The organism is Pseudolabrys sp. FHR47, assembly GCF_005153485.1.
Classification (GTDB): Bacteria; Pseudomonadota; Alphaproteobacteria; order Rhizobiales; family Xanthobacteraceae; genus Pseudolabrys.
Window position 1 is genome coordinate 2,966,730 of sequence record NZ_CP039740.1, and the last position, 22,396, is coordinate 2,989,125.

Here is a 22,396-nt window from a genome sequence, read left to right on the forward strand (position 1 = left end):
TTTACTCTTCGCGTAGCCAGCTCGCGCGCCGCACGGCGCGCTCGCAAATGAAATCGAGGGTGAAGCCGATAATGCCGATGATCACGACGGTCGCCGCCAGGCGGTCGTACTCGAGCGTGTCGCGCGCGTCGTTGATCGAATAGCCGAGGCCAGAAGTCACGCCCAGATATTCCGCCGGCACCAGGACGATCCAGGCGACGCCGACGGCGAGACGAATGCCGGCCAGCGCATCCTGCGCGATCGCTGGCAGGATGATCGTGAACAGCATGTGCCAAGGTCGCGCGCCGAGATTACGCGCCACCTTAAACCACGCTGGATCGATGCGGCGAAAACCATGCGCGGTCGAAAACAGAATGGGCCACACTGCCGCAACGCCGATCAGAAAGATGATGGCGCGGTCCCAGGTCGAGAACGCCATCACCGCGATCGGCATCCACGCCAAAGGCGAGATCATGCGCAGGAACTGAAATGGCACCGAACTCGCCTCGCGCACGGTGCGGAAACGTCCGACGAGAATACCGAACGGCACGCCGAAGGCGATGGCCCAGGCCAGCCCACTGCCGATGCGCACCAGGCTCGGCAGCGACATACGCACCGCCTCGCCGCTCGTCAGCATCTGCCACAGCCGTTCGAAAGTTGGCGCCGGGGCGAAGTCGGCGAAGTTGGCGGTCGCCGGATTGGACGCGACGATCCAGCCGCCGAGCCACCACAGCGCCAACATGACGCCGATGCCGAGCAGCACGAAGCTGAAGCCCCGCGCCCCGCCCGCCAGCCGCCGGCCTACCGCTTCGCCGCGAGGCTCGGCGGTGGCCGCGTCATCGAGGGTCAGATCGAGACTCACGGGGCTAGCACCTCAGTACGGGTGAAGGGATCGGCCGGATTAACACTCGGGTCCTTCTTCCAGTCCGGATACTTGTTCATGGCGTTACGCACGAAGTCGTATTTCACCAGATCCTTGGCGACGAAGTCGGGATCGAGCTTCTTCAGGAACGTCGTATCGCCGCCGACCACGGTGTCGTTCATCGATTCAACGATCAGCTTGGTCGCCGACGGATAGGGCCAAGGCTGGAAGTCGATGCGGCCGATCTTCCAGTCCGGATGCGTGATCGCCTTGGTCTCGCCATAGGCCTTGGCATCGTAATGCGTCATGGCACGCTCGATGATCTCGGCGGGAAGCGGCAGATAGCCCTCGCCGTCCTTGGACAGAAGTTTCGCGACATCCTTCTTGTTCGCCGAGGCGTAGATCTCCGCGCGCACCAGTGCGTTCATCACCTTCTGCGTCCATTCCGGCTTTTTGGTCGTCACCTCCTCGTGCATGCACAGCACGCAGCAAGGATGATTCTTCCAGATGTCGCCGGTGAAGCGCAGCATCCGGCCGCCAGCCTTGGTCTCACCAAGCGCGTTGAACGGCTCGGCGACGATGTAGGCGTCGATCTTTTTGGCCGCGAGCGCAGCCGGCATTTCCGGCGGCGCCATGACCTGAAGATTGCATTCGTTCGCCGCCAGCGCCTCGCCCTGCGCCTTGATCACGGCCTTGAGGCCGGCTTTGCGCAAGGCGTACTGCAGAACGATGTTGTGCATCGAGTACCAGAACGGCACCGCGACCTGCTTGCCGCCGAGATCGGCGAACGACTTGATGTCGGTATGCCCGCCGACCACGACGCCGGAGCCGTTGGTGTGAGCCCAGGCCATGATCTTGACCGGGAAATTGTTATTGTAGCGCATCCAGACCGGGATCGGTTTGAGCAGATGCACGAGATTGAATTTTCCGGCCGCGAAAGATTCAACGAGCGGCGACCAGCCGCGCATCAAGGTCGGACGTTCGGCGGTCAGGCCCTCGTCCTTGAAATAGCCCATGCCATGCGCCACCAGCAGAGCCGTCGCATCGGTTATCGGCAGGTAGCCGATGCGCACCACGTCGTCGTCGGCCGCATGCGCCGCGCGGCCAAAGCCGCCGAGCATGGTGCCGAGCGCAGCAAGGCCGCCAGCCGCAAGCATATCGAGCGTCTGTCGGCGCGTCAGGCCGAAGCGGCTTCCGCTGTCGCTAGCGTGGTCGTTGTCAACTCCGCAGAATTCACACATTTCATTCTCCTTGCTGTGGCGGTCAACGGCGCCCGGACGCAATGACTTTGAGGGTTTCCGAACCGAGGGTTTCGCGATTGTCTTCGCCCGCCGGCTGCGCAACGCGCTCGAAAGCGCTCTGCAACTTGGCCTGAGCAGCCAGCACGACCGGTCCGCGCCGGTCGCGATCGACATGATCGCTGTCGATCGATACGATTTCTGCGATGCGACCCGGATTAGCGGCCATCACCAAGGCGCGATCGGCCATCACCACGGCTTCCGGGATATCGTGCGTAACGATGACGAGCGTGATGCCCATCTCGATGGCAATGCGGCGCACGTCGCGCTGCAGGGCGCGGCGCGTCACGGCGTCGAGCGCGGAAAACGGTTCGTCGAGCAGCAACACGTCGGGGCCAACGACCAACGAGCGTGCCAGCGCGACGCGCTGCTGCTGGCCGCCGGACAAATCCTGCACATTACGGCCTGCATAGCCGTCGAGCTCGGCGAGCTGGAGCAATTCGCCGACGCGCGCGGTGATTTCCTTGCGCGGCCGGCCAGCGAATTTGAGACCGAGGCCGACATTCTGTTCAACCGTCATCCACGGATAGAGATGCGGCTGCTGGAACATGACGATCCAGTGCGGCGACGGCCCTTCGACCACGGCACCGTCTATCCGCACCTCGCCCAAAGTCGGCTTGGTCAATCCGGCCATGATGTGCAGCAAAGTCGATTTTCCGCAGCCGGAACGGCCGACCAGCGCCAGTGCCTCACAGGGCTGCACCTCAAAATTGACGTCCGAGAGCACGGTGGTCGCGGTGCGGCGATAGCGATGGCTGACGCCGCTCACCGAGATATGCGCCCCACGATTGCACTTCTTGGTCTGACCGCTCATGGGGCTAGGCCGCTCCATCGAAGGCGGCCACATCGGCGGCGGTTTCCTCCGCTATGCGCCGCCGCGCCATCATGTGCGCGCGCGGATCGTTCACCGCATCAACGGCGATAAGACGCCCACCGCGCCGGTATTCGACCGAAAATTTTGCGCTCGATGCTTCGCCAACGGTGTCGACGCAGTCATAACCATCGCAGAGACCGGCGATTTGCAGCTTCACGTCGAACTGGTCGGACCAGAACCACGGCACCGGATTGTATGGCGCCTGATGGCCGAGAATGGTGGCTGCGGCGGCTTTCGCCTGGTCGATGGCATTCTGCACGCTTTCCAGCCGTATCCGGCGGGCGTAGCGCTGGCTCGGCAAGCGCGTGCAATCGCCGATGGCGTAGACGCCGTCGATCGAGGTACGGCCGTATTCGTCGACCAGAATGCCATCGTCGCAAGCGACGCCACAGGCCGCCGCCAGTTGGTCGTTAGCGCGGGCGCCGGTGGCCAGCAGCGCGACATCAGCGGCAATCGTCTCGCCTCCGGCGAGCGCGGCCGTCAGCCCGGTGCGTTCCTGCATGATGCCGGCAAGGCGCGTGCCCAGGCGCAAATCTGTACCGCGCTCCCGGTGCAAGGCATCGAAGAAAGCGGACGTGACCGGCGAGGTGACGCGTTTGAGCACGCGATCCTCGGCTTCGACGACAGTCACAGCGCGCCCTTCACCGCGCATCACGGCCGCGACTTCCAGGCCGATATAACCGGCACCGACGATCAGCACCCGCCGGGCGAGATCGAGCGCAGGGCGCATCGCTCTGGCGTCGTTCGTCGTCCGCAGCGAAAAGACATTGGGCGACGACAGTCCCGGCAGCGGCAGAATGCGCGCGCAGGTGCCAGTCGCAAATACCAGCCGTTCATAGGCGAATTCGGCGCCGGTCGTCAGCGTCACCATCTTATTGTGCAGATTGATGGCGCCGACCGCGGCGCCAAGCACCATGTCGACACGCTGATCGCGCCAGAAACTGTCAGGCCGCAGATAAAGGCTCTCGGGCGCCGGGCGCTCGGTAAGAAACTTTTTCGACAGCGGCGGGCGCTGATACGGCAGATAGGGCTCCTCGCCGATGACGAGGATTTCACCGACATGGCCGCCTTGCCGCAGACTGGTCGCCAGTTGTGCGGCGGCCTGCCCTGCTCCGATCACGACGACCCGTTGTAGGGAATTGACCTTATTCATGCCGTCACACGTCCGTCGTTTCGTTCAATCGCTAGTTTGCACGCGACGCTGCAGGCGGCGCGCCGGCGGCGACCGGCGCGCTGCCCGGTTGTTCATGCCGCCGCGGCCTTGGAGGCCGACGAGGCGAAAGGCAGCCCTTCTTCGATCGGCAACGAAGGATCGCGCGACCATTCGTTCCACGAACCGAAGTAGAGGCTGACGTCCTTGATGCCGGCTTCCTTCAACGCCACCAGCGTGTTGGAAGCACGCGCGCCCTTGAAGCAGTAGAGAACGACCGGCGTGTCCGGCGTAACGCCGACGCTGGCGCATTCGGCGAGGATCTCGTCCTTCGACTTGAACATCGGACCGGCCGCCGACGGCTTCATCATGCGGTACCACTCGATCCACACCGCGCCTGGGATACGACCCTTGCGCGGGCAGAAGTCCTTGCCGTAGGGCGACGAGCTGTCGGCGATCCATTCGTCAACATCGCGGGTGTCGAGTTTGACGATGTTGGGATCGGCGACTGCCGCCTTCATCGCTTCAAGGTCGACCAGAATGTCGGCCGCCTTGGGATCGATGGCGAATGACTTGGCCACCGGTGTCGGCACCTCGGTCGTCACCGGCAGACCGGCGGCGGTCCAGGCGGCGTAACCGCCGTGCAGGATCTTGACCTTGGGATAGCCGAGATAGCGCAGCAGCACGTAGCCGCGGCAGGACTGGCCGAAGCCAGTGTTCATCGACTGCTCGTAGATGACAGCAGTTTCCTCGCCGGAAAGCCCAGCGGCACCGAAAATTGCCGCAAACTTGTCGCGCATCGCGGCAACGCCCTCCGGCGTCGAGGTCGCGAGATACGTGAAGATGTCGTGGATATTGACCGCGCCGGGCAGATGACCGGCGGCGTAACTGGCGGGATCGCGGGTATCGATGACGACCGTGCCGGGGTTGCCCAGCATGTCGGAAAGTTCGCCTGGCGTAACGAGGACTTTTTCACTCACGTGTCGCTCCTGTGCTCGATGTTCAACGCATCCCGGCATTGATCTCGATCGCGGAAGGGGGCCAGCCTGATTTGAGCCCTTTCGTTGCTTCACCTCGCTACATGCGTTGCGATCGTTGATCGGCGGTCACGAATGGCGCCCCCGCAGCGCCATTCGCTGATGCGCCAATTTCCTAATGCGACATGTCGGCCAGCATCTTCCTTAGTTGTTTGGTGGCCGGCGTAACGATGGCGACGAAATAGGCTTCGCGCAGCCGCCGCTGCGCGGCGCCATTGGTGACGTAGCCGCGGGCACCGCAATGGAGCATGGCCGCGTGCGCTGCGGCGACCGTGGCGTCGCCGGCGGCAAGCCGCGCCTCGATCACTGCGCGCCAGTAACCCGGATCGGTCTCAAACGGCGTGGCGGCAAGCTGCGCGACGGCCGTCTCCATGCCCGCCAGTTGCTCGGCCAGCATTTCCGGCTGCACGTCGAGATATTTGTTGACGTGACCGAGCGAGGTCTTGGTCTGCTCCATCAGCCGGATGCAATCGCGGATCAGACCGAAGGCCATGCCGGCCTGCAGCAGAACGAAACCAGCGCGAATGCGCTTGATGTACTCGTCGACCGGATCGGCAACGATCCAGGAGTCGGTGATTATGACGTCGCGCATCTGCACCGCGAAAGTGCGCGTGCCGTCGAGCGCGACAAACTTGGTGTTGTCGGCGAGGCTGAGGCCTTCGGCGGCGCATGGCACGATCGCCATTACATTGCGCTTGGTGCCGCCCTCGTCCACCTCGAATATGGCGCCGAAATAATGGTCGTCGCCGAGATTGGATACGTAAGGCAACAGACCCTTGACGACATAGCCGCCATCGACCCGCTTGCCCTTCAGCCGCATCGGTTCGATGCCGAAGAAGGTCTTCATCGGATTCGACAGCGCGGTGCCGCCGAGGAATTCGCCTCGGGCCACTTGAGGGCCGATGCCGGTCTTCAGCGCCTTGTTATCGGAATTGTAGATGTACCAGCCGAGCGCGTCCTGGCACCAGACGCAGAACGACGTCGACAGGCAGTATTCGCCGGCCGCCGCCATGGCGTTGATCGCGGCATTGAGGTCGACGCTTTCGCTATAGCTAGGCAAGTGATGCGCAAAGGCGCCTAGGCGACCAAATTCGCGCATCACGCTTTCCGGGTAATAACCCTCGGCGTCGATCTTATGCACCAGTGACGGCAGTTCGCGCGAGGATGCCGCGCGAACCGCCTCAACGACGCCGGTTTCCGGTTTCTTCCCGCTTCGCTCCAAAGTTTGCGTATCCAACATGTGTATTCCCACAATTGAACGGTTGAAGGATGCGGGCGAACCGCCCGCTCAGACCAAAGCCACTTCGAGATTGACCGGACGCGAGAAGGTGTTGGCGACCGGCGACCACAGCCGGGCGTGAGCGACCAGCGCCTCGAGTTCCTCGCGCGGACGATCGGCTTCGAAACTCACCTTGGCGCGGACGTCGGTGAAGCCGACCGGCTTGTCCGACAGATCGCCGGTGCCCCAGACCGCGGTGATGTTGAGGTCGCCTTCGAGCTCGATCTCGAGCTTGAAGACGGTGATGCCACGGGCGACGGCGTTGGCGTGAATGCCAACGGCTAGGCACGAGCCGAGCGCGGCAAGCGAGGCTTCTGACGGGTTCGGCGCGGTGTCATCGCCGAGCAGTCCGGGCGGCTCATCGACGATGTAGGGCGGCAGCGTGCGAATGAAGTTGAGGTGACGGAAGCGACCCTCGGCCACCGTCTTGCACTTCAGCGTCTTGATCACCTTGGGATCGGCCTTGCCCTTGGCGATCAAGTCATCGAGCCCGGCTTTGTCGATAGGCGCCAGGCACCCGGTCATCGCGGTCGGGCTGTCGGGGGCGAGACAACCGGTCATTGCAGTCGCGACTTTGGTCATGGGATCTCCTCTCCTTGCCGCCAATCCTCTGACGACGAATAAAGCTACAGACCGGTCTGTATTAAGCAGGAAGCGTGCCAAGCTTGTGCGGTGCGAAAATGTGAACTTTTTCAGAGGAGCCGCCGTACCGGACGAGGGGGACGAGCCGGTATTTGCGACGTTCGCGGTCAAATGGCGCCGATTTGTGCCCTCGTTTCGGGCAAAGCTATTTTCGCGGCAGTAGTCGCCCTACAGACCCTTCGGTATCGTGGATTGCAGAGTCGGGCCGATAACGGTATTGGCTGATTATGACAGAGGCAGCCCAGATCGACGCTCCACAGGCCGATAGCGAGGATCGGGCGCCACCGCGTGAGCGGCTGATCGACAGCGCGAAGAACCTATTCTGCCGCTATGGCATCAACTCGGTCGGCGTCGACGCCATTGTCGAGCGCGCCGGAACGGCGAAGACGACCCTCTATAAGTTGTTCGGCTCCAAGGACGGGCTGGTCGAAGCGGTTCTCGATCGCGAGGGCCAAGCCTGGCGTTCGTGGTTTCTCGCCGAGATCGACGGCCCCGGCGGCTCGGCGCGCGAGCGCCTCGACCGCATCGGCCCTGCCCTGAAGATCTGGTTCACGCGCGACGATTTCTTCGGTTGCCCGTTCATCAACGCGGTCGGCGAGTCCGACAAGACGGACGACCGCATGCGGGCACTCGCCATCTCGCACAAGAAGATCGTGATCGACCGATTGTCGGCTTTATGTGACGAAGCGGGAATGTCCGAAGCCGAGAAAATCGCGCATACGATCGGCTTGATCATGGACGGCGCCATTGTCGTTGCACTGATCACACGCGATCCTTCGGCCGCCGACATCGCGGCCCGAGCGTGCAAGTCAATTCTGGAAAGCGCGCCAGTTTAAACTGGCGAGCACGGACCACATTCCAAAATCGCATAGCACTCCGCAGGACGCAGAGAACATCTGCCAAGGCACGTTGCGAGCACCTCGTTGGCGCGAGTGCTACGGCGCCACGTCTGCTCCGGATCAAATGCGGCGATCTCAGAGCAACTTGAGGCAGCCTGGAGTCTCGGCCGGTCGACGGCGCTCTATTGTTCCTGCCCGAGATACAAGGCCGCCGCACGATCATCGGCGAGCAGAGATCCGGCATCGCCCGACAGAACAACCTTGCCGGCGTCCAGGATGGCGCCGCGATGCGCGATGGCCAACGCTTAACGTGCGCGTTGCTCGACCAGCAATACAGCCGTGCCGGCTTCCGGCAGACGCGCGATACGGGCGAAGCTCTCATCGACCAACGCCGGCGCCAGTGCCGCGGTCGGTTCGTCGAGCATGACGACACGAGGACGAGTCATCAAGGCGCGGGCGAAAGCGAGCTGTTGACGTTCGCCGCCCGACAGAGAGCTGGCCGCCGATCGCCGGCGTTATATTTTTAATTCGGAACGAACGATCCAGTCCATCATGGGGGCGATACTGACCCGCCTTTGGAGCATTGTTCGAGATCTTCCGCAGGGCATTGGGCGCCCTTGAAGCAGCGCCGAACACCAATTTCCTGTCATTAGGGCGTATTGCTGGCGATTTCCAGTACCGCGGACCGCATCAGAGACCATCAATATGATTAAGATCGATAGGTTTTGCCAATAAGCCGCGCCGCCGACCGCCCCGCCAGGCGTCCGAGGGTGGTGGCGGTCAGCAAGCCGTTGCCCGACAGATAGCCGGCCGCCGTGTCGCCCGATACGCCCGCGGCCGCGCCGCCGGCGGCAAAGAGATTGGGAAACGCGCTGCCATCCTTGCGGAGCACGCGGGCATTCGCGTCGATCGCCAGGCCGCCCTGGGTGTGAAACAACGCGCCCGTTACCTTGACTGCACAATAAGGCGGTGCCAAGCGCTGCTCGGGCGCGAAGCGGCGGCCAAAGCGATCGTGCCCATTCGCCGCTTTTACGGCTTCGACTTCGCTGCATTCAACCGCCAGAGCATCCGCCGGTACTTTCATTATGACCGCCAAAGCTTCCATGCTGTCGGCCCGCAGCACTGCGCCACCGCGCTCGGCGGCCTGGAAGTCCTCGAACTGCCGCGCGACCGCGGCAACGCGATCGTCGAAAACATCGAAGGCTACGCCGCCGGGTTGCCGAAGCACATCCGCCGCCTGTTCCGAGTAGCCGTGCGATTCATCACCGAAGCGACGGCCATCGCGATTGACCTGAAAACCGCCCTGCATGATTACAGCCCAGGTGATCAAAATATTGTGCGGCGTCGCCACCGAGCCGTGCCCCTGATAGGCGCTCAGATATCTCAGTTCCGCGCCGAGCGCTTCACCCCACCTCACGGCATCGCCGCGATTGCCGGGATGGCCAAAATAAAGCGCCTCCGCCATCTCCGGAATGAAACGGCGAACGAGACCAGCATCGCCGCCATAGCCGTTGCAGGCCAGGATCAACGCATCGCAACCGAGCATCTCCCGGCGGCCATCGGCGCGCGTCAAGCCGATGCCGCGAATGACGCCGCCTTCCCCGACATAAAGATCGTCGACAACGCTCTCGGTCAGGATGACGATGTCATCGGCTTCCGCGGCACTGCGCAAGCGATCGATCAATTCACGGCCGCTGCGGCTTGGCAGGCCATGCATTCGCAACGCGGAGTGGCCGGGATAATTGAAATTGTCGACAACATCAAACGGCATAGAGCGGCAGTCGGCCAGCCATTCGATCAAGGCGCTCGATTCCCGCGCGACCACTTTGACAATTGCCGGATCGTTCCCCCCATCCGCCTTGCGCTGAATGTCATCGGCAAAGCGATCGGCGCTATCGTCGATGCCCTTGGCACGCTGGAAGCGCGTCCCGGCGGCGGGAATGAGGCCGGCCGACAAGGCCGTCGAGCCGGACGGCAGAGCATCGCGCTCGATCACCACCGGATCGACGCCCGCTTCTTTCGCTGCCAAAGCGGCGCAAAGACCGGCGGCGCCAGCGCCCACGATCAGCAGCGGCGCGTGCGTGTCGAACGTAACGCCGGCTGCATCGCGCAGGCTCATGACGCGGCAAGGTCCGCCATCACGGCGTCGATGGTCCTGATACTTGCAACCGGTCGCAGGCCTTCGATCGCGGCCGCGTGCAAGGCCGGCGTTGGCGCCGCGCAGCCGTCCTCAAGCACCGTACATTCGATGTCGCGCACATGAGCATCCCGCACGGTCGACGCAACGCCGCCATTGGTAACGATACCGCCAACGATCAGATGCTCGATGCCGAATTTCCGCAGAGCCCATTCGAGCCGGCTCATATAGAAGGCCGAGTATGCAAGCTTCTCGATCGTGAAATCGGCCGGCGCCAGTCCGTCGACCAGTTGCTGCCCCCACGACCCCGGCATGAAATCGCCTTTGCGCAGGAACGGCCGCAACATCTTCAAATGAGGCGAAATGATCGGCTCGCCGCCACGGCCCGGCACCAGTGTGAACAAGGTCGCGCCCACCACGCCACCTTTGCGGCGCACGGCATCGACGAGCGGTTTGAGCTTGGCCGGCAGGGCGACCGTATCGGGGTTGGTCGCACCGCCGCGCGCATAGGCGCCGTCCTTGTGCAGAAAGTCGTTTTGCAGATCGACCAGAAGCAAGGCGGTGGATGGCCAGTTCACGGCTTGCGCTCCAGGATGAGATTGCCGAAGGCGTCGACCCGACCGCTGAGATCGGGATCGATGAAAATTGTGGCGTCCGGCTGCTCCAGCACCGCTGGACCTTCGATCACCGCCCCGACCGGCAGATCGAGACGAGACCAGACCCGGGCATCATGCCAACGGCCGCCATGGAAGACCGGGCGCGACCCTTTTGCCGCCTTGTCGCGCGAAGCGTCCGCACCCGGCGCGAATGCCGACAGATCGAAAGCCGGACGCCGGCCGATCGCGGCGGTACGCAACGACACGATTCGCGTTGGAATACCCGGCAACAAGCGGCCGAACGCAGCTTCATAGGTCTTATCGAAAGCGGCACGAATAATGGCGTCGGATATGCCGGTGCCGTCCGCCGTCAACGTCACCGATAGCGGCACAGCCACCGTGTGCGTCTGACCGAGATAGTGCATATCAAGTTCGAACAGCACGTCGATCCGTTCGACCGCGATGCCGGCCGCGTCCACGACCGCTTTTGCTTCTTCACCCGCTGTCAGCATGCGCCGATCAAGCGTGGCAAGGTCGAGACCATCGACCATGAGATTAAGCGTCTGCACCTGATCGTGGCGCAGATCGGCGATGACGCATCCCAGTGCCGAGGTCACGCCCGGAAACCGAGGCACCAAGGCGCCTTTAAGTCCGATCTCCTTCAGCAGCGCGCTGGCATGCAGCGCCCCGCCCCCGCCGAACGGCATGGCGACGAACTTCGCCGGGTCGTGGCCACGCTCGATCGACACCAGACGGATGGCGCCGGCCATGCGCGCATCGGCGACGCGAACGATGGCTTCGGCCGCGGCCATGACGTCGATCTTCAGCGGCTCGGCCACATGCCTGGCGATGGCTTGCTTGGCCGCCTCGACATCGAGCGAGTCGAGTTTGCCGCCGATCGGGCGCGCAGCATTGATGCGGCCCAGCACGACATGAGCGTCGGTCAAGGTCGGACGATCGTTGCCTTGCCCATAGCACACCGGCCCCGGCACCGAACCGGCGCTCTCCGGACCGACCTGCAACAGGCCGCCGCGGTCGACCCAGGCGATCGAGCCGCCGCCCGCGCCGATGGTGGTGATCTCTATCATCGGCGTGCGGATCACCATGCCGAAATCGATCGTGGTTTGCGCCGCCAGCGACGGCTTGCCGCCGGCCACCACGGACACGTCGAACGACGTGCCGCCGAGATCGCCGGTAATAATGTTCTCGTATCCCGCCGCGCGCGCGATTGCGGCCGCGGCGATGACGCCGGCCGCCGGCCCCGACAAAGCCGTGCGCACCGGCAGGCGGCGTGCGGTTCTGGTCGACATGACGCCGCCATTCGACTGCACGATATGGAACGTGCCCTTGAAGTCGTTGGCGGCGAGTGCCTGCTCCAGCCGCTCGAGATAAGCAGCGATACCGGGCTGCAGATAGGCGTTGAGGCCGGTGGTCGAGGCACGTTCGAACTCGCGGATCTCCGGCAGCACCTGATGCGAGGCCGAGACATGTTCGTTGTGCCAGACGGCTTTCGCGGCCTCGAATGCCTTTCTCTCGTTCTCGGCATTGACATAGGCGTTGATGAAGATGATGGCCAGCGCTTGCGCCCCGCCCGCTTTCAGCTTTTCCGCCGCCTCTCGCACCGCCGCGACGTCGACAGGCTTGCGCACCGTTCCGTCGGCAAGGATACGTTCGTCCACTTCCAGACGCAGATCGCGATCGGCAATCGGCGTGAAGTCGCCCCACAGGCCCCAGGTCTGCCGGCGGTCCCGGCGGCGCATCTCCAGCACGTCACGGAAGCCGCGTGTGGTGATGACGCCGACCCGCGTGCCCTTGCGCTCCAGCAGCATATTGGTGCCGACGGTGGTGCCGTGGACAATGGAATCGAAGCTGCGCACGTCGCCGAGCGCTTCGAGACCCTGCATAAAGCCGGCTGCCTCATTGCCACGGTTCGACGGCACCTTGGCCGTGCGGAACGCGCGCGCGGTTTCGTCGAACAGAAACAGATCCGTGAAGGTGCCACCCACGTCGACGCCGACGATCGGTTTACGCGCGCTCATGGCTTGGCTCCCTTGCGGAGAGCTTGCGTTCCGGCTTCATCGACCGCGCCATTCCCAGTCAGAGCGACGCCGTACTTCTCGCGCGCGACCTCCCGCGACACGTAACCCAGCGCAACGTCCCGCGCAACGCGCGACGCTTCCCGCGTCATCGGATCGCCAAAGCCGCCGCCTCCCGGCGTCTCCAGCCTCACGCGCTGGCCCTGTTTGATGCGAACATCCGTGATCTTCGACACAAGTTCGGGCGACTTCTCGCTATTGTCGGTCTGGTAGAAGAAGCGATTGAGCGCCGCTTGCCCGCCGCCGTTGACGCCGAACGGCGCAAACTTTCCGCGCTCACCGAGCAAAAAAACATCGGTGTCACCCTCATTGAGCGCTTCTATTTCATAGACGGCGCCGAGACCGCCACGATGACGGCCAGGTCCGGCCGAATCCGGGCGCAAGGCCCATTGCGTGAACATGATCGGATAGAGCGACTCCAGAATTTCCGCCGGCGGAATCGTGGCGGTCGAAATCGGATTGTTGCCGTGATTGAGGCCGTCGCCTTCCGGATTGCCGCCGAGGCCGCCGCCGAAGAAGCAGAACATCACCCAGCGCGCACCGTGTTGACGCCAGCCGGCGAGCGACAGCGCGTTGATGGTCGCATAGGGGCTGCCATTGGCGCGTTCGGGCGCCGCCTTGGCGAAGGCGCCGAACACGGTGTCGATCACACGCAAAATAGTTTCAGTATAGCCACCAACCGGCTTTGGCGCCTTGACGCCGAGCAATGTCGTGTCGGGGATGACGAATTCGATCGGCGCCAGACAGCCGGCATTGGCGGGGACGTCGGTGAAGAGATGCTTGAGCGCAACATAGCAGCAAGCCACCGCCGTCGACCGCGCGATATTGAGCGGCCCCCGGCACGGCGGCGCCGAGCGCGAGAAATCGAGCGTCATGCGGTCGCCTTTGATCGTCAGATCGAGCGCGATGCGCAACGGCTCGTCGGTGACGCCGTCATTGTCGAGGAAATCGTCATACGAATAGGTGCCGTCCGGCAGCGACGCGACATTGGCGCGCATCAGCGCCTCGGCGCGGTCCGACAACGCGGTCAGCGCGACGGTCACCGTCTCGTCGCCATATTCATCAAGCAGCACATGAACGCGTTGTTCGCCAAGCTTCAAGGCGTTGAGCTGGCCGTTGAGGTCGCCCCAATTGGATTGCGGCACGCGCGAATTGGCAGCGAGAATATCGGCTATGTCCTGTCGGAACACGCCGGCGCTGATCAGCTTCACCGGCGGAATGCGGAAACCTTCCTGGAAGCTTTCGGTCGCCTTGGCGTTGAAATTGCCGGGCACATTGCCTCCGACATCGAGCCAGTGACCGACCGAGGCGAGCCATGCGAAGACCTTGCCGTCGCGCATCACCGGACGGACGAGCCGGAAATCGTTGAGATGCGTGCCGCCGTCATACGGATCGTTGAAGAGGTACGTGTCGCCCTCTTCAAGACCGCCTTGCGCGGTGACCTTATCGATCACCGCTTTCACGGCGAAGGCCATGGCGCCGACGAAGATCGGCAGGCCCGAGGTGCCCTGCACCAAAGTCGCACCGGTCTCGGCATGATAGAGGCCGTGGCAGGCGTCATGCGCCTCGGCGATGATTGGGTTGAACGCCGAACGGTACAAAGTCGCATCCATCTCGTCTGCGATCTGCACCAGCCGGCCGTTAAGCACGGCCAGCGTCACGGGATCGAGCTTACGCATCAGTTCCTGCCCGGCTTGTAGTCGGCGTACCATTGTCCGCGTTCGAGCGTTTCCGGCGTGCCGATCAGCTCGTTCAGCGCATTGAAATCGTACATGCGTGGGCGGAATGCATCGGTCGTGCCCTCGGCCTTCAAGGTCACGTAGAAATCATGGGCGGCCTTCGCCAGCGCCCGCACGATTCCGCCGGGAAAGATCACGAAGGAAAAGCCGAGCGCCTCGAGCTCGGACGCCGGCAGGATCGGCGTTTTGCCGCCTTCGACCATGTTGGCCATCAGTGGCTGCGTCGTTCCGACGCGCTCGACGACCCGCTTGAGCTCGCCGCTCGCGCGCGGCGCCTCGACAAACAGCATGTCGGCGCCGGCTTCGCGGTAGATGCCGACGCGCTCGATCGCACTGTCGAAGCCTTCAACCGCCACCGCGTCGGTGCGCGCGATGATCAGCGTGTCGCGTGAACGGCGCGAATCGACCGCCGCCTTGATCTTGCCCGCCATTTCCAGTGCCGGGATCAGCGACTTGTCGTCGAGATGGCCGCAGCGCTTGGGAAAGTCCTGATCCTCGAGCTGGATGCCATTTGCTCCGGCGCGCTCCAGAAGCCGCACCGTGCGCTCGACGTTGAGAGCGTTGCCGTAGCCGGTATCGGCATCGACCACCAGATGCGCCGAGACGCGATCGCGGATCAGCCCGACCGTCTCGATCGCCTCGCTCATTGAAACCAGTCCGATGTCCGGACGTCCGAGCCGCGTATAGGCAATCGCGGCGCCCGACACATAGAGCGCCTCGAAGCCCGCCAGCTCGGCGATCAACGCCGTCAGCGGATCGTAAACGCCCGGCGCGACGAGGATCGATGGCCGCGACAGACGGGCCCTCAGACTTTCATTCGGCATCGGTCATAGTCCCAGGTAAGTACGTTTAAGCTCCGGATCGGCCGCGATATCCGCCGCCGGTCCCGACATGACGAATTGGCCTTCGGCCAGGATATAAGCCCGATCGGCCACTTCGAGGCTTTGCACCACGTTCTGCTCGACCAGCATCACCGCAACGCCGTCGGCATGAATGCGCTTGATCAGCGCGAACAGTTCTTCCACCAGCAAGGGCGACAGCCCGAGCGACGGCTCATCGAGGATCAGCAGCTTCGGCTCGGCCATCAGGCCACGGCCGATGGCGAGCATCTGCTGTTCGCCGCCGGACAAAGTGCCGGCGCGTTGGGTCATGCGCTCCCTAAGCCGCGGAAAGATCGTGAACACGCGCTCGCGGTTCTGCGCTCGGCGCGGCTTGCCCCGCGCGTAGCTGCCGAGATCGAGATTTTCCCGCACCGTCAAATTCGGGAAGACGCGCCGGCCTTCCGGCACATGGATGAGGCCGCGCTCGACAATCGCCGGCGGCTTCTCGCGTTCGATCGCCGCGCCGTCGAAGCGGATGGTGCCGGTCTTGGCACGCAAGATACCCGACAAGGCGCGGTTGAGCGTCGACTTTCCCACGCCGTTTGAGCCGAGCACGGTGACGATCTCGCCGGCATCGACCGTCAGGTCGACGCCGCGCAGAACCTCGGTTTCGCCGTAACCGGCGCGCAGGCCTTCAATGGCGAGCAACGCCGTCATTGCGATGCCCTCGCCAGCCGCGCCGCCGCGCCATGGCCGAGATAGGCCTCGATGACTATGGGGTTGCCGGCCACATCGGCCGGCGCGCCTTCCGCAATCAGACGGCCTTCCGCCAGCACGAAGACATGTTCGGCAAGGCTCATCACCGCCTGCATGACATGCTCGATCATAAGGACGGTGACGCCGCGGTCGCGCAGACCACGGATCACCGGAATGATATCGCGGATTTCGGACGGATTGAGGCCCGCCAGCACTTCGTCGAGCAGCAACAGCTTCGGCTCGGTCGCCAGCGCTTTGGCGAGTTCGAGCCGCTTGCGCGCGGCCACCGTCAAGGTGTCCGCCGGCGCGTCCAGCAACGCCTCGAGCCCTACCTCGCGGGCGATAGCTTCGGCCGCGGCCATCGCCGCCTCGCGGCCTGGGTGACGCAGATAGGCGCCAACGCGAATATTCTCGCGCACGGTCAGACCGGCAAAAGGTTGCACGATCTGGAAGGTGCGACCGATGCCGCGCCGTGCCAGTTTGTGCGACGGTTCTCCGGTCACGTCCCGACCGGCGTAATAGATTTCGCCTTCACTCGGCTTAAGGAAGCCTGAGATCAGCGAAAACAAGGTCGTCTTGCCGGCGCCATTCGGTCCGATCAGCGCGGTGATGCCGCCTTCGCGCACGGTCATCGATACACTGCTCAGCGCGAGCAGACCGCCGAACCGGCGCGATAGGCCACGGACATCGAGCAAGGCTTCAGTCATGACGGATCTCCGTCTCCGGAGAATTCGTCGCTTGCGCGGCGCGACCACTGCGTCTGAACTTCGCGATCAATGTCTTCCGCAATCCGATGATGCCGCTCGGCGAGAAGCCGACGACGACGATCAGCACCAATCCGAACACGACCAGGTCAAGGCCTGGCGCATGACCTGTCACGAGCAAGGCGGCTTCGCCCAGCGCCCGCACCACCAGCGCGCCGACCAGCGACCCGAAAATTGTCCCGGCGCCGCCGATGATCGGCGTCAGCAAGGCTTCAACCGAGATCCAGGTACCGTAGGCGATGCCGGAATCGACGAACAAGAAATACTGCACATAGAAGCAGCCAGCGGCCGCGGTGATGGCACCGGAGATGACCATGGCCGCAAGCTTGATCGTTAGCGCATTGACGCCGAGCGCGCGCGCCGCATCCTCGTTCTCGCGCACCGCGATCAGCCAGGCGCCGAACCGGGATCGCTCGATCAGCCAAGTGATGACGAGCGTGACTGCGACCAGCGCCAGGATCAGCCAATAGAACACGGCTCGGCTTTGGAACTGCATCGCCGAGAAGCGCAAGTCGAGATTGACAAGGGTACCGACGCCGCCCCCGTAATCGGCGCCACACTGGCGACGATGCGAAACACCTCGGCGAAAGCCAAGGTGACCAGCGCAAAATATGAACCGCGCAACCCGGCGCGGAAGGCCAACCAGCCGACGACCGTCCCGACGGCTGCGCCAGCAACAATGCCGCAGCCGAAGGCCGGCCAGGCATTGACGCCATATTTCACCTGCAGGATCGCGGTGACATAGGCGCCGGTGCCGAAGAAGATGGCATGGCCGAACGAATATTGACCGCCATAGCCGCCAAGGATATTCCAGCCCTGCCCGGCCAGCGCGATCATCAGCGTCACGACCAGGAAATTTAGCACCACATTCGACTGCACGAACAACGGCACCGCGGCGAGTGCTGCGATGACAAAAGCGACAGGCACAAGCGATCTCATGCCTTGGCTCCGAACAGGCCCTGCGGGCGCACCAGCAGCACGGCGATGAAAATCAGGAAGATGCCGACCTGCCCGAGCGAGTCGCCCAGGAACAGGCTCGACATGCTTTCCACAACGCCGATGGCAAGGCCGCCGATCAGCGCGCCGGGCACCGAGCCCATGCCACCGAGTACGACAATGGTGAAAGCCACGAGGACAAAGGCGTTGCCCGCGCCCGGATTGACGTAATAGGTCGGAATAAGAAGACACGCGGCAATCGCGACACAGGCCGTGCCGAGACCGAAGGTCACGGCATAAATGTGCGCGACATTGATGCCCTGCAGTTGCGCGCCGAGCTTTTCCTTGGCCACCGCTCGGATGGCGCGTCCGGTGTCGGTCAGGCTCATGAACAGCCACAACGCAACCGCAACGACGAACACCGCGATGAGACCGACCAGCCGCGGCACCGCCAGGAAGGTGAACCCGAGATTGATAGTTTCAAAGGCGTAGGCGACGTCGATGGTGCGAGTGTCGGCGCGGAAATTGAACAGCAGCGCGTTCTCGATGACGACGGCAAGCCCCAAGGTCACCAGCAGCATGTTGCGGTCTTCGCCATGCGACGCAGGGCCGATGACGAAACGCTGGATCGCATATCCCAGCGCGAAAAAGACAGGTGCAAGGACAAATACCGACAAATAAGGGTCGAGGCCGAGCGTCTTGAACGCGAAATAGGCCCCGAACATCGCCGCCGTCAGCATGGCGCCGTGGGCAAAGTTGATAATGTGCAGAACGCCGTAAATCAGCGTCAGCCCAAGCGCGATCAGCGCATAGACAGCCCCGGTCAGAAGACCGTTGAGCAAAGCGGGAATGAGTATGATGGGCGACAGCACGATAACGCTTTACGCGAGCGGCGGACGGCCCGGTTCCACCCGGGCCGCCCGCGACAGCTCGATGGATCAGGTGAGTGGGAACATTGGCTTCGCGTCGGCGAACTTCGCCGGCAGGATCACCTTGATGTCATTACCCTGCACCTGCGTGTTGCACGGCACGGCGCCCTGATTCTGGCCGTTGACGAACTTGGTTGGTCCGTACGGCATGATGTGACCGCTCCAGGTCGAGCCGGCCAGCGCTTCGGTCAGTTTGGCGCGGTCGGCCGAGGCCGCACGCTCCAGAGCATCGGCCACCAGCCCGACGCAGCTGTAGTTGAGATAGACCTCGTAGGTGAAGAATTGGCCCTTCGCCTCGACCTTTTTCTTCAGCGCCTGCGCCTTGTCGCTCAGCGGGTTGAACCAGTGATTGCAGTCCATGATGCCCTTGGCGGCTTCCGGAAATTCCTTGACGAACTTGTACGACGACGCCGCGCCGCCGAGCACCGAATAGATGCCCTTCGGCTTGACCTGCTGCTGCTGCATGGTGCGGGCGAGCAGGACGTATTCGTTGTAGTAGTTCGCCGGAATGACGAGGTCCGGGTTCTGCGCCTTGATCTTGAGCACGATGGTGTTGAAATCGCGCGTCGGCGTCGGATGCGCAATGGTTTCGATCACCTGGAAGCCCTGCTCGGGCAGTTTCGCGTTCAGGAGCTTGGCAAGGCCGCTGCCGAAAGCCGAGTCCTCGTGAACGATCATCACGGTCTTGGCCGGCTTGCCGGCGGCGTTGTTGATCGCCACCAGATTTTCCAATGCCGAGTTGGCGATGACGCCGAAGCCGGGACCGAAGCGGAAAGTGTTCTTCAGGCCGCGGTTCACGATATTGTCGACGACGCCGACGTCGACGACATAGGGCAGGTCATAGCGCGCCGCCGCTTGCGTCGTGGCCAGACAGATGCCCGAGGCATAGCCGCCGACGATGCAAGCAACGCCCGCCGAGTTCATCTTCTCGACTTCGGCCGTGCCGCCGGCCGGCGTCGATTGCGCATCACCCGCGACCGGGTCGAGCTTCGCGCCGCCGAGCGACTTGATGCCGCCCGCCGCGTTGATCTCTTCGATCGCCAGCATGGCGCCGAGCTGGCCCTGCGTGCCCGAGTAGGACAAGGCGCCGGTGACCGGCTGCAGGATGCCGATCTTCACCGGCGTACCGGCGGCGCGCAGCACCGACGGCATGGCGATGGCAGCGGTCGCGCCCAACGCGGTGCTGGTGATGAACTGGCGGCGGCTCAGCGGAAATTTCTTCTCAAACATAGTCGCTCTCCCCTCTTTTCCTGATTTGCCGTTGCGGCCGGGACCCGCCCGCAACGGTCTTGCTGCGTAATGACTTCGCTGTGGCGTCTTTGGTCTTGGACTTGGTCTTCGCCGGCGCATCGCCCCGGATAACCGGCGACCAGGTTGCCCCGGCCGCGGTGCCGGATCGCACGAGGTCGATCTCGAATGCGTAACGATCGGGCCGGTACAGCGCGTGCAGATGTTCGACGCCGCGCTCCTTCTGGTCGTAGACAATGCGGACCAGTTCGATGAGCGGAGAGCCTGTATGAACACCGAGCGCCGCCGCCACATCGGGACCTGCAAGCGCCGCGCTGATGCGTTGCCGGGCATGGCCGACTTTCACGCCTGCGCGATCGATAAGTTCGAGCAGCGGACGTGACGCCAATTCCTGCCGGGAGAAGGTGAGCGAAAGGCTTTCCGGTACATGCGTGGTCAAATAGGAAAACGGCATGCGGTCGACGGAGCGCACGCGCACCGCGCGCTGCAGCATTTCGCCCGGCCCTGCGGCAAGCGCTTCGGCCACAGCCCCTTCGGCCGGAACGTAATCATAAGAGAGAAGCTTCACCGCCGTGCGGCGGCCCATATCGGCGAGATTGGCGAGAACGCCGGAAATGTCGGCAGTCATCGGCGCCGGGGCCGGCCGGTAACTCACGCGCGTGCCCGCACTACGGCGGCGCTCGATCAGCCGCTCGCGTTCAAGCTCGCCCAGCGCGCGTCGGACGGTCACCCGTGACACGCCGTAGAGCGCGGCCAGTTCATTTTCGGTCGCGAGCCGGGTGCCAAAGGCTGCCGCGCCGCTCAAGATGCGGTCGCGCAGGATCAGATAGACCTGCTTTGCCTTCGCTTCGCCGAGCCAGTCGCGCAAAGTCCGAACTCCCGCCGTGAACACGCCCGTGAGGCGGCCTCTTTACTTGGTATTCTTTAGCATACAATATTGAGGCCGCCCGGCAAGCCTGCCGTTTGCTGCAATTGCGAGCATGAGACGGATCAATATGAGGCAACGGCCCCAAACCATGTTCGACAAGCTCTGGTCGAGCCATGAAATCGCGCAGCGCGAAGACGGCTCGGCGCTGCTCTTCGTCGACAGGCATTTCGTGCATGAAGGCTCGTTTCACGGCTTCAGCCAATTAAAGGCTCGCGGCCGCAAGGTTGCCGAGCCGAACCTCACTTTCGGCATCGCCGATCATTATGTGCCGACGCGCGACCGCGACCGACCGATCGCCAACGCCGAGATCGCGGAGATGGTGCGCAAGCTCGAACAGAACACCGGCGACACTGGCGTTACCTTGTTCGGATTGCGCGATCCGCGCCAGGGCATCGTTCACGTCGTCGGTCCCGAACAAGGGCTGACCTTGCCCGGCCTCCTCATTGTCTGCGGTGACAGCCACACCTCGACGCATGGCGCCTTCGGCGCCTACGCCTTTGGCATCGGCGCGTCCGAAGTCGCGCACGTCCTGATGACGCAGACATTGTGGCAGAAGAAGCCGAAGCGTATGCGCATCGTCGTGAACGGCGAAGCGACAGCCGGCATCGCCGCCAAGGACATCGCGCTTGCCATCATTGCCCGCATCCATGCCGACGGCGCGCAAGGCCACGCCATCGAATATGCCGGCAGCGCCGTCCGGGCGTTGTCGATGGAAGGCCGCCTGACGCTCTGCAACATGTCGATCGAAGGCGGCGGCCGTTGCGGCATGGTCGCGCCCGACGCCACGACCTTTGCCTATCTGAAGGGACGCCCCTATGCGCCTGCCGGCGATGACTTCGACCGTGCCGTTGCTGACTGGTCGATGTTGCCGTCCGATCCGAACGCCGAATTCGATCGCGAAGTCACGCTCGATGCAGCCGCTATCGCGCCGATCGTCACCTGGGGTACCACGCCGGACGATGCCCTGCCGATCGACCAGCGAGTACCCGATCCGGCCGACGAGGCAGACGAAGCGCGCGCGGCCTATATTCGCGATGCGCTGGATTACATGGGCGTCCGTCCCGGTACGAAACTGACTGACGTCGCCATCGATCGCGTCTTCATCGGCTCCTGTACCAATGCCCGCATCGAGGATTTGCGCGCCGCCGCCGCTGTGCTGGCGGGCCGCGTCAGCAAGGTGCCGGGGCTGATTTCGCCCGGTTCATCGCTGGTAAAAAAGCAGGCCGAACAGGAAGGGCTGGATCGCATCTTCAAGGATGCCGGCCTCGAATGGGCGGCCTCCGGCTGCTCAATGTGCGTCGGCATCAATGGCGATCTGGTGCCCGAAGGCGAACGCTGCGCCTCGACGACCAACCGCAATTTCAAGGGCCGACAGGGCCGCGGCGCACGCACGCACCTGATGTCGCCCGCCATGGTCGCTGCCGCCGCGGTGACCGGGCATCTCGCCGATGTGCGTCCCCTGCTGGCCGGCCGCAAGGCTTAAGGA

22 protein-coding genes are annotated in these 22,396 nt (G+C 63.6%); 2 read left to right on the forward strand and 20 right to left on the reverse strand.

Annotation, left to right across the window (positions count from 1 at the left end):
* Position 1 precedes the first annotated feature (1 nt).
* The 7 genes from E8Q40_RS14590 to E8Q40_RS14620 all read right to left on the reverse strand — a co-directional run bounded on the left by E8Q40_RS14590 (position 2) and on the right by E8Q40_RS14620 (position 7,061).
* Positions 2–841, reverse strand: coding sequence for an ABC transporter permease (locus E8Q40_RS14590; protein WP_246662854.1), 840 nt, complete (start codon positions 839–841; stop codon positions 2–4).
* On the reverse strand, positions 838–2,082 hold the full coding sequence (locus E8Q40_RS14595; RefSeq protein WP_137045231.1) for an ABC transporter substrate-binding protein: 1,245 nt from the start codon (positions 2,080–2,082) through the stop codon (positions 838–840). Before E8Q40_RS14595 ends, E8Q40_RS14590 begins: the two co-directional genes overlap by 4 nt.
* 22 nt (positions 2,083–2,104) lie before the next feature.
* Positions 2,105–2,953, reverse strand: coding sequence for an ABC transporter ATP-binding protein (locus E8Q40_RS14600; RefSeq protein WP_137045232.1), 849 nt, complete (start codon positions 2,951–2,953; stop codon positions 2,105–2,107).
* Positions 2,954–2,957: 4 nt separating this feature from the next.
* Positions 2,958–4,166: an NAD(P)/FAD-dependent oxidoreductase gene (locus tag E8Q40_RS14605; RefSeq protein ID WP_137045233.1), complete on the reverse strand. Its 1,209-nt coding sequence runs from the start codon at positions 4,164–4,166 to the stop codon at positions 2,958–2,960.
* A gap of 92 nt (positions 4,167–4,258) precedes the next feature.
* On the reverse strand, positions 4,259–5,101 hold the full coding sequence (locus E8Q40_RS14610) for a sulfurtransferase (RefSeq protein ID WP_246663104.1): 843 nt from the start codon (positions 5,099–5,101) through the stop codon (positions 4,259–4,261).
* A gap of 214 nt (positions 5,102–5,315) precedes the next feature.
* Entirely contained in the window at positions 5,316–6,440 is a 1,125-nt protein-coding gene (locus E8Q40_RS14615) for an acyl-CoA dehydrogenase family protein (protein ID WP_137045235.1), read from the reverse strand.
* 48 nt (positions 6,441–6,488) lie between these two features.
* Positions 6,489–7,061: an OsmC family protein gene (locus E8Q40_RS14620; RefSeq protein ID WP_205995528.1), complete on the reverse strand. Its 573-nt coding sequence runs from the start codon at positions 7,059–7,061 to the stop codon at positions 6,489–6,491.
* A 287-nt stretch (positions 7,062–7,348) separates the two neighbouring features.
* Between E8Q40_RS14620 and E8Q40_RS14625 the strand changes: the two genes are divergently transcribed.
* Positions 7,349–7,957: a TetR/AcrR family transcriptional regulator gene (locus E8Q40_RS14625; protein ID WP_137045236.1), complete on the forward strand. Its 609-nt coding sequence runs from the start codon at positions 7,349–7,351 to the stop codon at positions 7,955–7,957.
* Positions 7,958–8,265: 308 nt separating this feature from the next.
* Here the strand turns inward: E8Q40_RS14625 and E8Q40_RS22245 are convergent, their stop codons facing one another.
* From E8Q40_RS22245 to E8Q40_RS14685, 13 genes are all read right to left on the reverse strand, one after another.
* Complete coding sequence (locus E8Q40_RS22245) at positions 8,266–8,406, reverse strand: hypothetical protein (protein WP_246662855.1); 141 nt, start codon at positions 8,404–8,406, stop codon at positions 8,266–8,268.
* Positions 8,407–8,669: 263 nt separating this feature from the next.
* Complete coding sequence (locus E8Q40_RS14635; RefSeq protein ID WP_137045238.1) at positions 8,670–10,079, reverse strand: FAD-dependent oxidoreductase; 1,410 nt, start codon at positions 10,077–10,079, stop codon at positions 8,670–8,672.
* Positions 10,076–10,675 (reverse strand): cysteine hydrolase family protein, encoded by a 600-nt coding sequence (locus E8Q40_RS14640; protein ID WP_137045239.1) that lies wholly within the window; start codon positions 10,673–10,675, stop codon positions 10,076–10,078. Before E8Q40_RS14640 ends, E8Q40_RS14635 begins: the two co-directional genes overlap by 4 nt.
* Positions 10,672–12,732, reverse strand: a complete 2,061-nt coding sequence (locus E8Q40_RS14645; RefSeq protein ID WP_137045240.1) for a hydantoinase/oxoprolinase family protein — start codon at positions 12,730–12,732, stop codon at positions 10,672–10,674. Before E8Q40_RS14645 ends, E8Q40_RS14640 begins: the two co-directional genes overlap by 4 nt.
* Complete coding sequence (locus E8Q40_RS14650) at positions 12,729–14,468, reverse strand: hydantoinase B/oxoprolinase family protein (RefSeq protein WP_137045241.1); 1,740 nt, start codon at positions 14,466–14,468, stop codon at positions 12,729–12,731. The genes E8Q40_RS14645 and E8Q40_RS14650 overlap by 4 nt, the downstream gene beginning before the upstream one ends.
* On the reverse strand, positions 14,468–15,352 hold the full coding sequence (locus tag E8Q40_RS14655; RefSeq protein ID WP_137045242.1) for an oxaloacetate decarboxylase: 885 nt from the start codon (positions 15,350–15,352) through the stop codon (positions 14,468–14,470). The genes E8Q40_RS14650 and E8Q40_RS14655 overlap by 1 nt, the downstream gene beginning before the upstream one ends.
* 3 nt (positions 15,353–15,355) lie before the next feature.
* The gene (locus E8Q40_RS14660) at positions 15,356–16,057 is read right to left on the reverse strand and encodes an ABC transporter ATP-binding protein (RefSeq protein ID WP_137046745.1); all 702 of its coding nucleotides are present in this window, start codon (positions 16,055–16,057) and stop codon (positions 15,356–15,358) included.
* Between the two features lie 5 nt (positions 16,058–16,062).
* On the reverse strand, positions 16,063–16,800 hold the full coding sequence (locus tag E8Q40_RS14665) for an ABC transporter ATP-binding protein (RefSeq protein WP_205995815.1): 738 nt from the start codon (positions 16,798–16,800) through the stop codon (positions 16,063–16,065).
* Between the two features lie 4 nt (positions 16,801–16,804).
* Positions 16,805–17,344 carry a branched-chain amino acid ABC transporter permease gene (locus E8Q40_RS22355; protein ID WP_255473850.1) on the reverse strand — a complete coding sequence of 180 codons (540 nt, stop codon included), beginning with the start codon at positions 17,342–17,344 and terminating at the stop codon, positions 16,805–16,807.
* Positions 17,329–17,808, reverse strand: coding sequence for a branched-chain amino acid ABC transporter permease (locus tag E8Q40_RS22360; RefSeq protein WP_255473851.1), 480 nt, complete (start codon positions 17,806–17,808; stop codon positions 17,329–17,331). The genes E8Q40_RS22355 and E8Q40_RS22360 overlap by 16 nt, the downstream gene beginning before the upstream one ends.
* Positions 17,805–18,677 (reverse strand): branched-chain amino acid ABC transporter permease, encoded by an 873-nt coding sequence (locus E8Q40_RS14675; RefSeq protein WP_137045244.1) that lies wholly within the window; start codon positions 18,675–18,677, stop codon positions 17,805–17,807. Before E8Q40_RS14675 ends, E8Q40_RS22360 begins: the two co-directional genes overlap by 4 nt.
* Positions 18,678–18,743: 66 nt before the next feature.
* Positions 18,744–19,964, reverse strand: coding sequence for an ABC transporter substrate-binding protein (locus tag E8Q40_RS14680; protein WP_137045245.1), 1,221 nt, complete (start codon positions 19,962–19,964; stop codon positions 18,744–18,746).
* The gene (locus E8Q40_RS14685; RefSeq protein WP_137045246.1) at positions 19,957–20,850 is read right to left on the reverse strand and encodes a GntR family transcriptional regulator; all 894 of its coding nucleotides are present in this window, start codon (positions 20,848–20,850) and stop codon (positions 19,957–19,959) included. Before E8Q40_RS14685 ends, E8Q40_RS14680 begins: the two co-directional genes overlap by 8 nt.
* A gap of 127 nt (positions 20,851–20,977) precedes the next feature.
* Between E8Q40_RS14685 and leuC the strand changes: the two genes are divergently transcribed.
* Positions 20,978–22,393 carry a 3-isopropylmalate dehydratase large subunit gene (gene leuC / locus E8Q40_RS14690; protein WP_137045247.1) on the forward strand — a complete coding sequence of 472 codons (1,416 nt, stop codon included), beginning with the start codon at positions 20,978–20,980 and terminating at the stop codon, positions 22,391–22,393.
* Positions 22,394–22,396 lie beyond the last annotated feature (3 nt).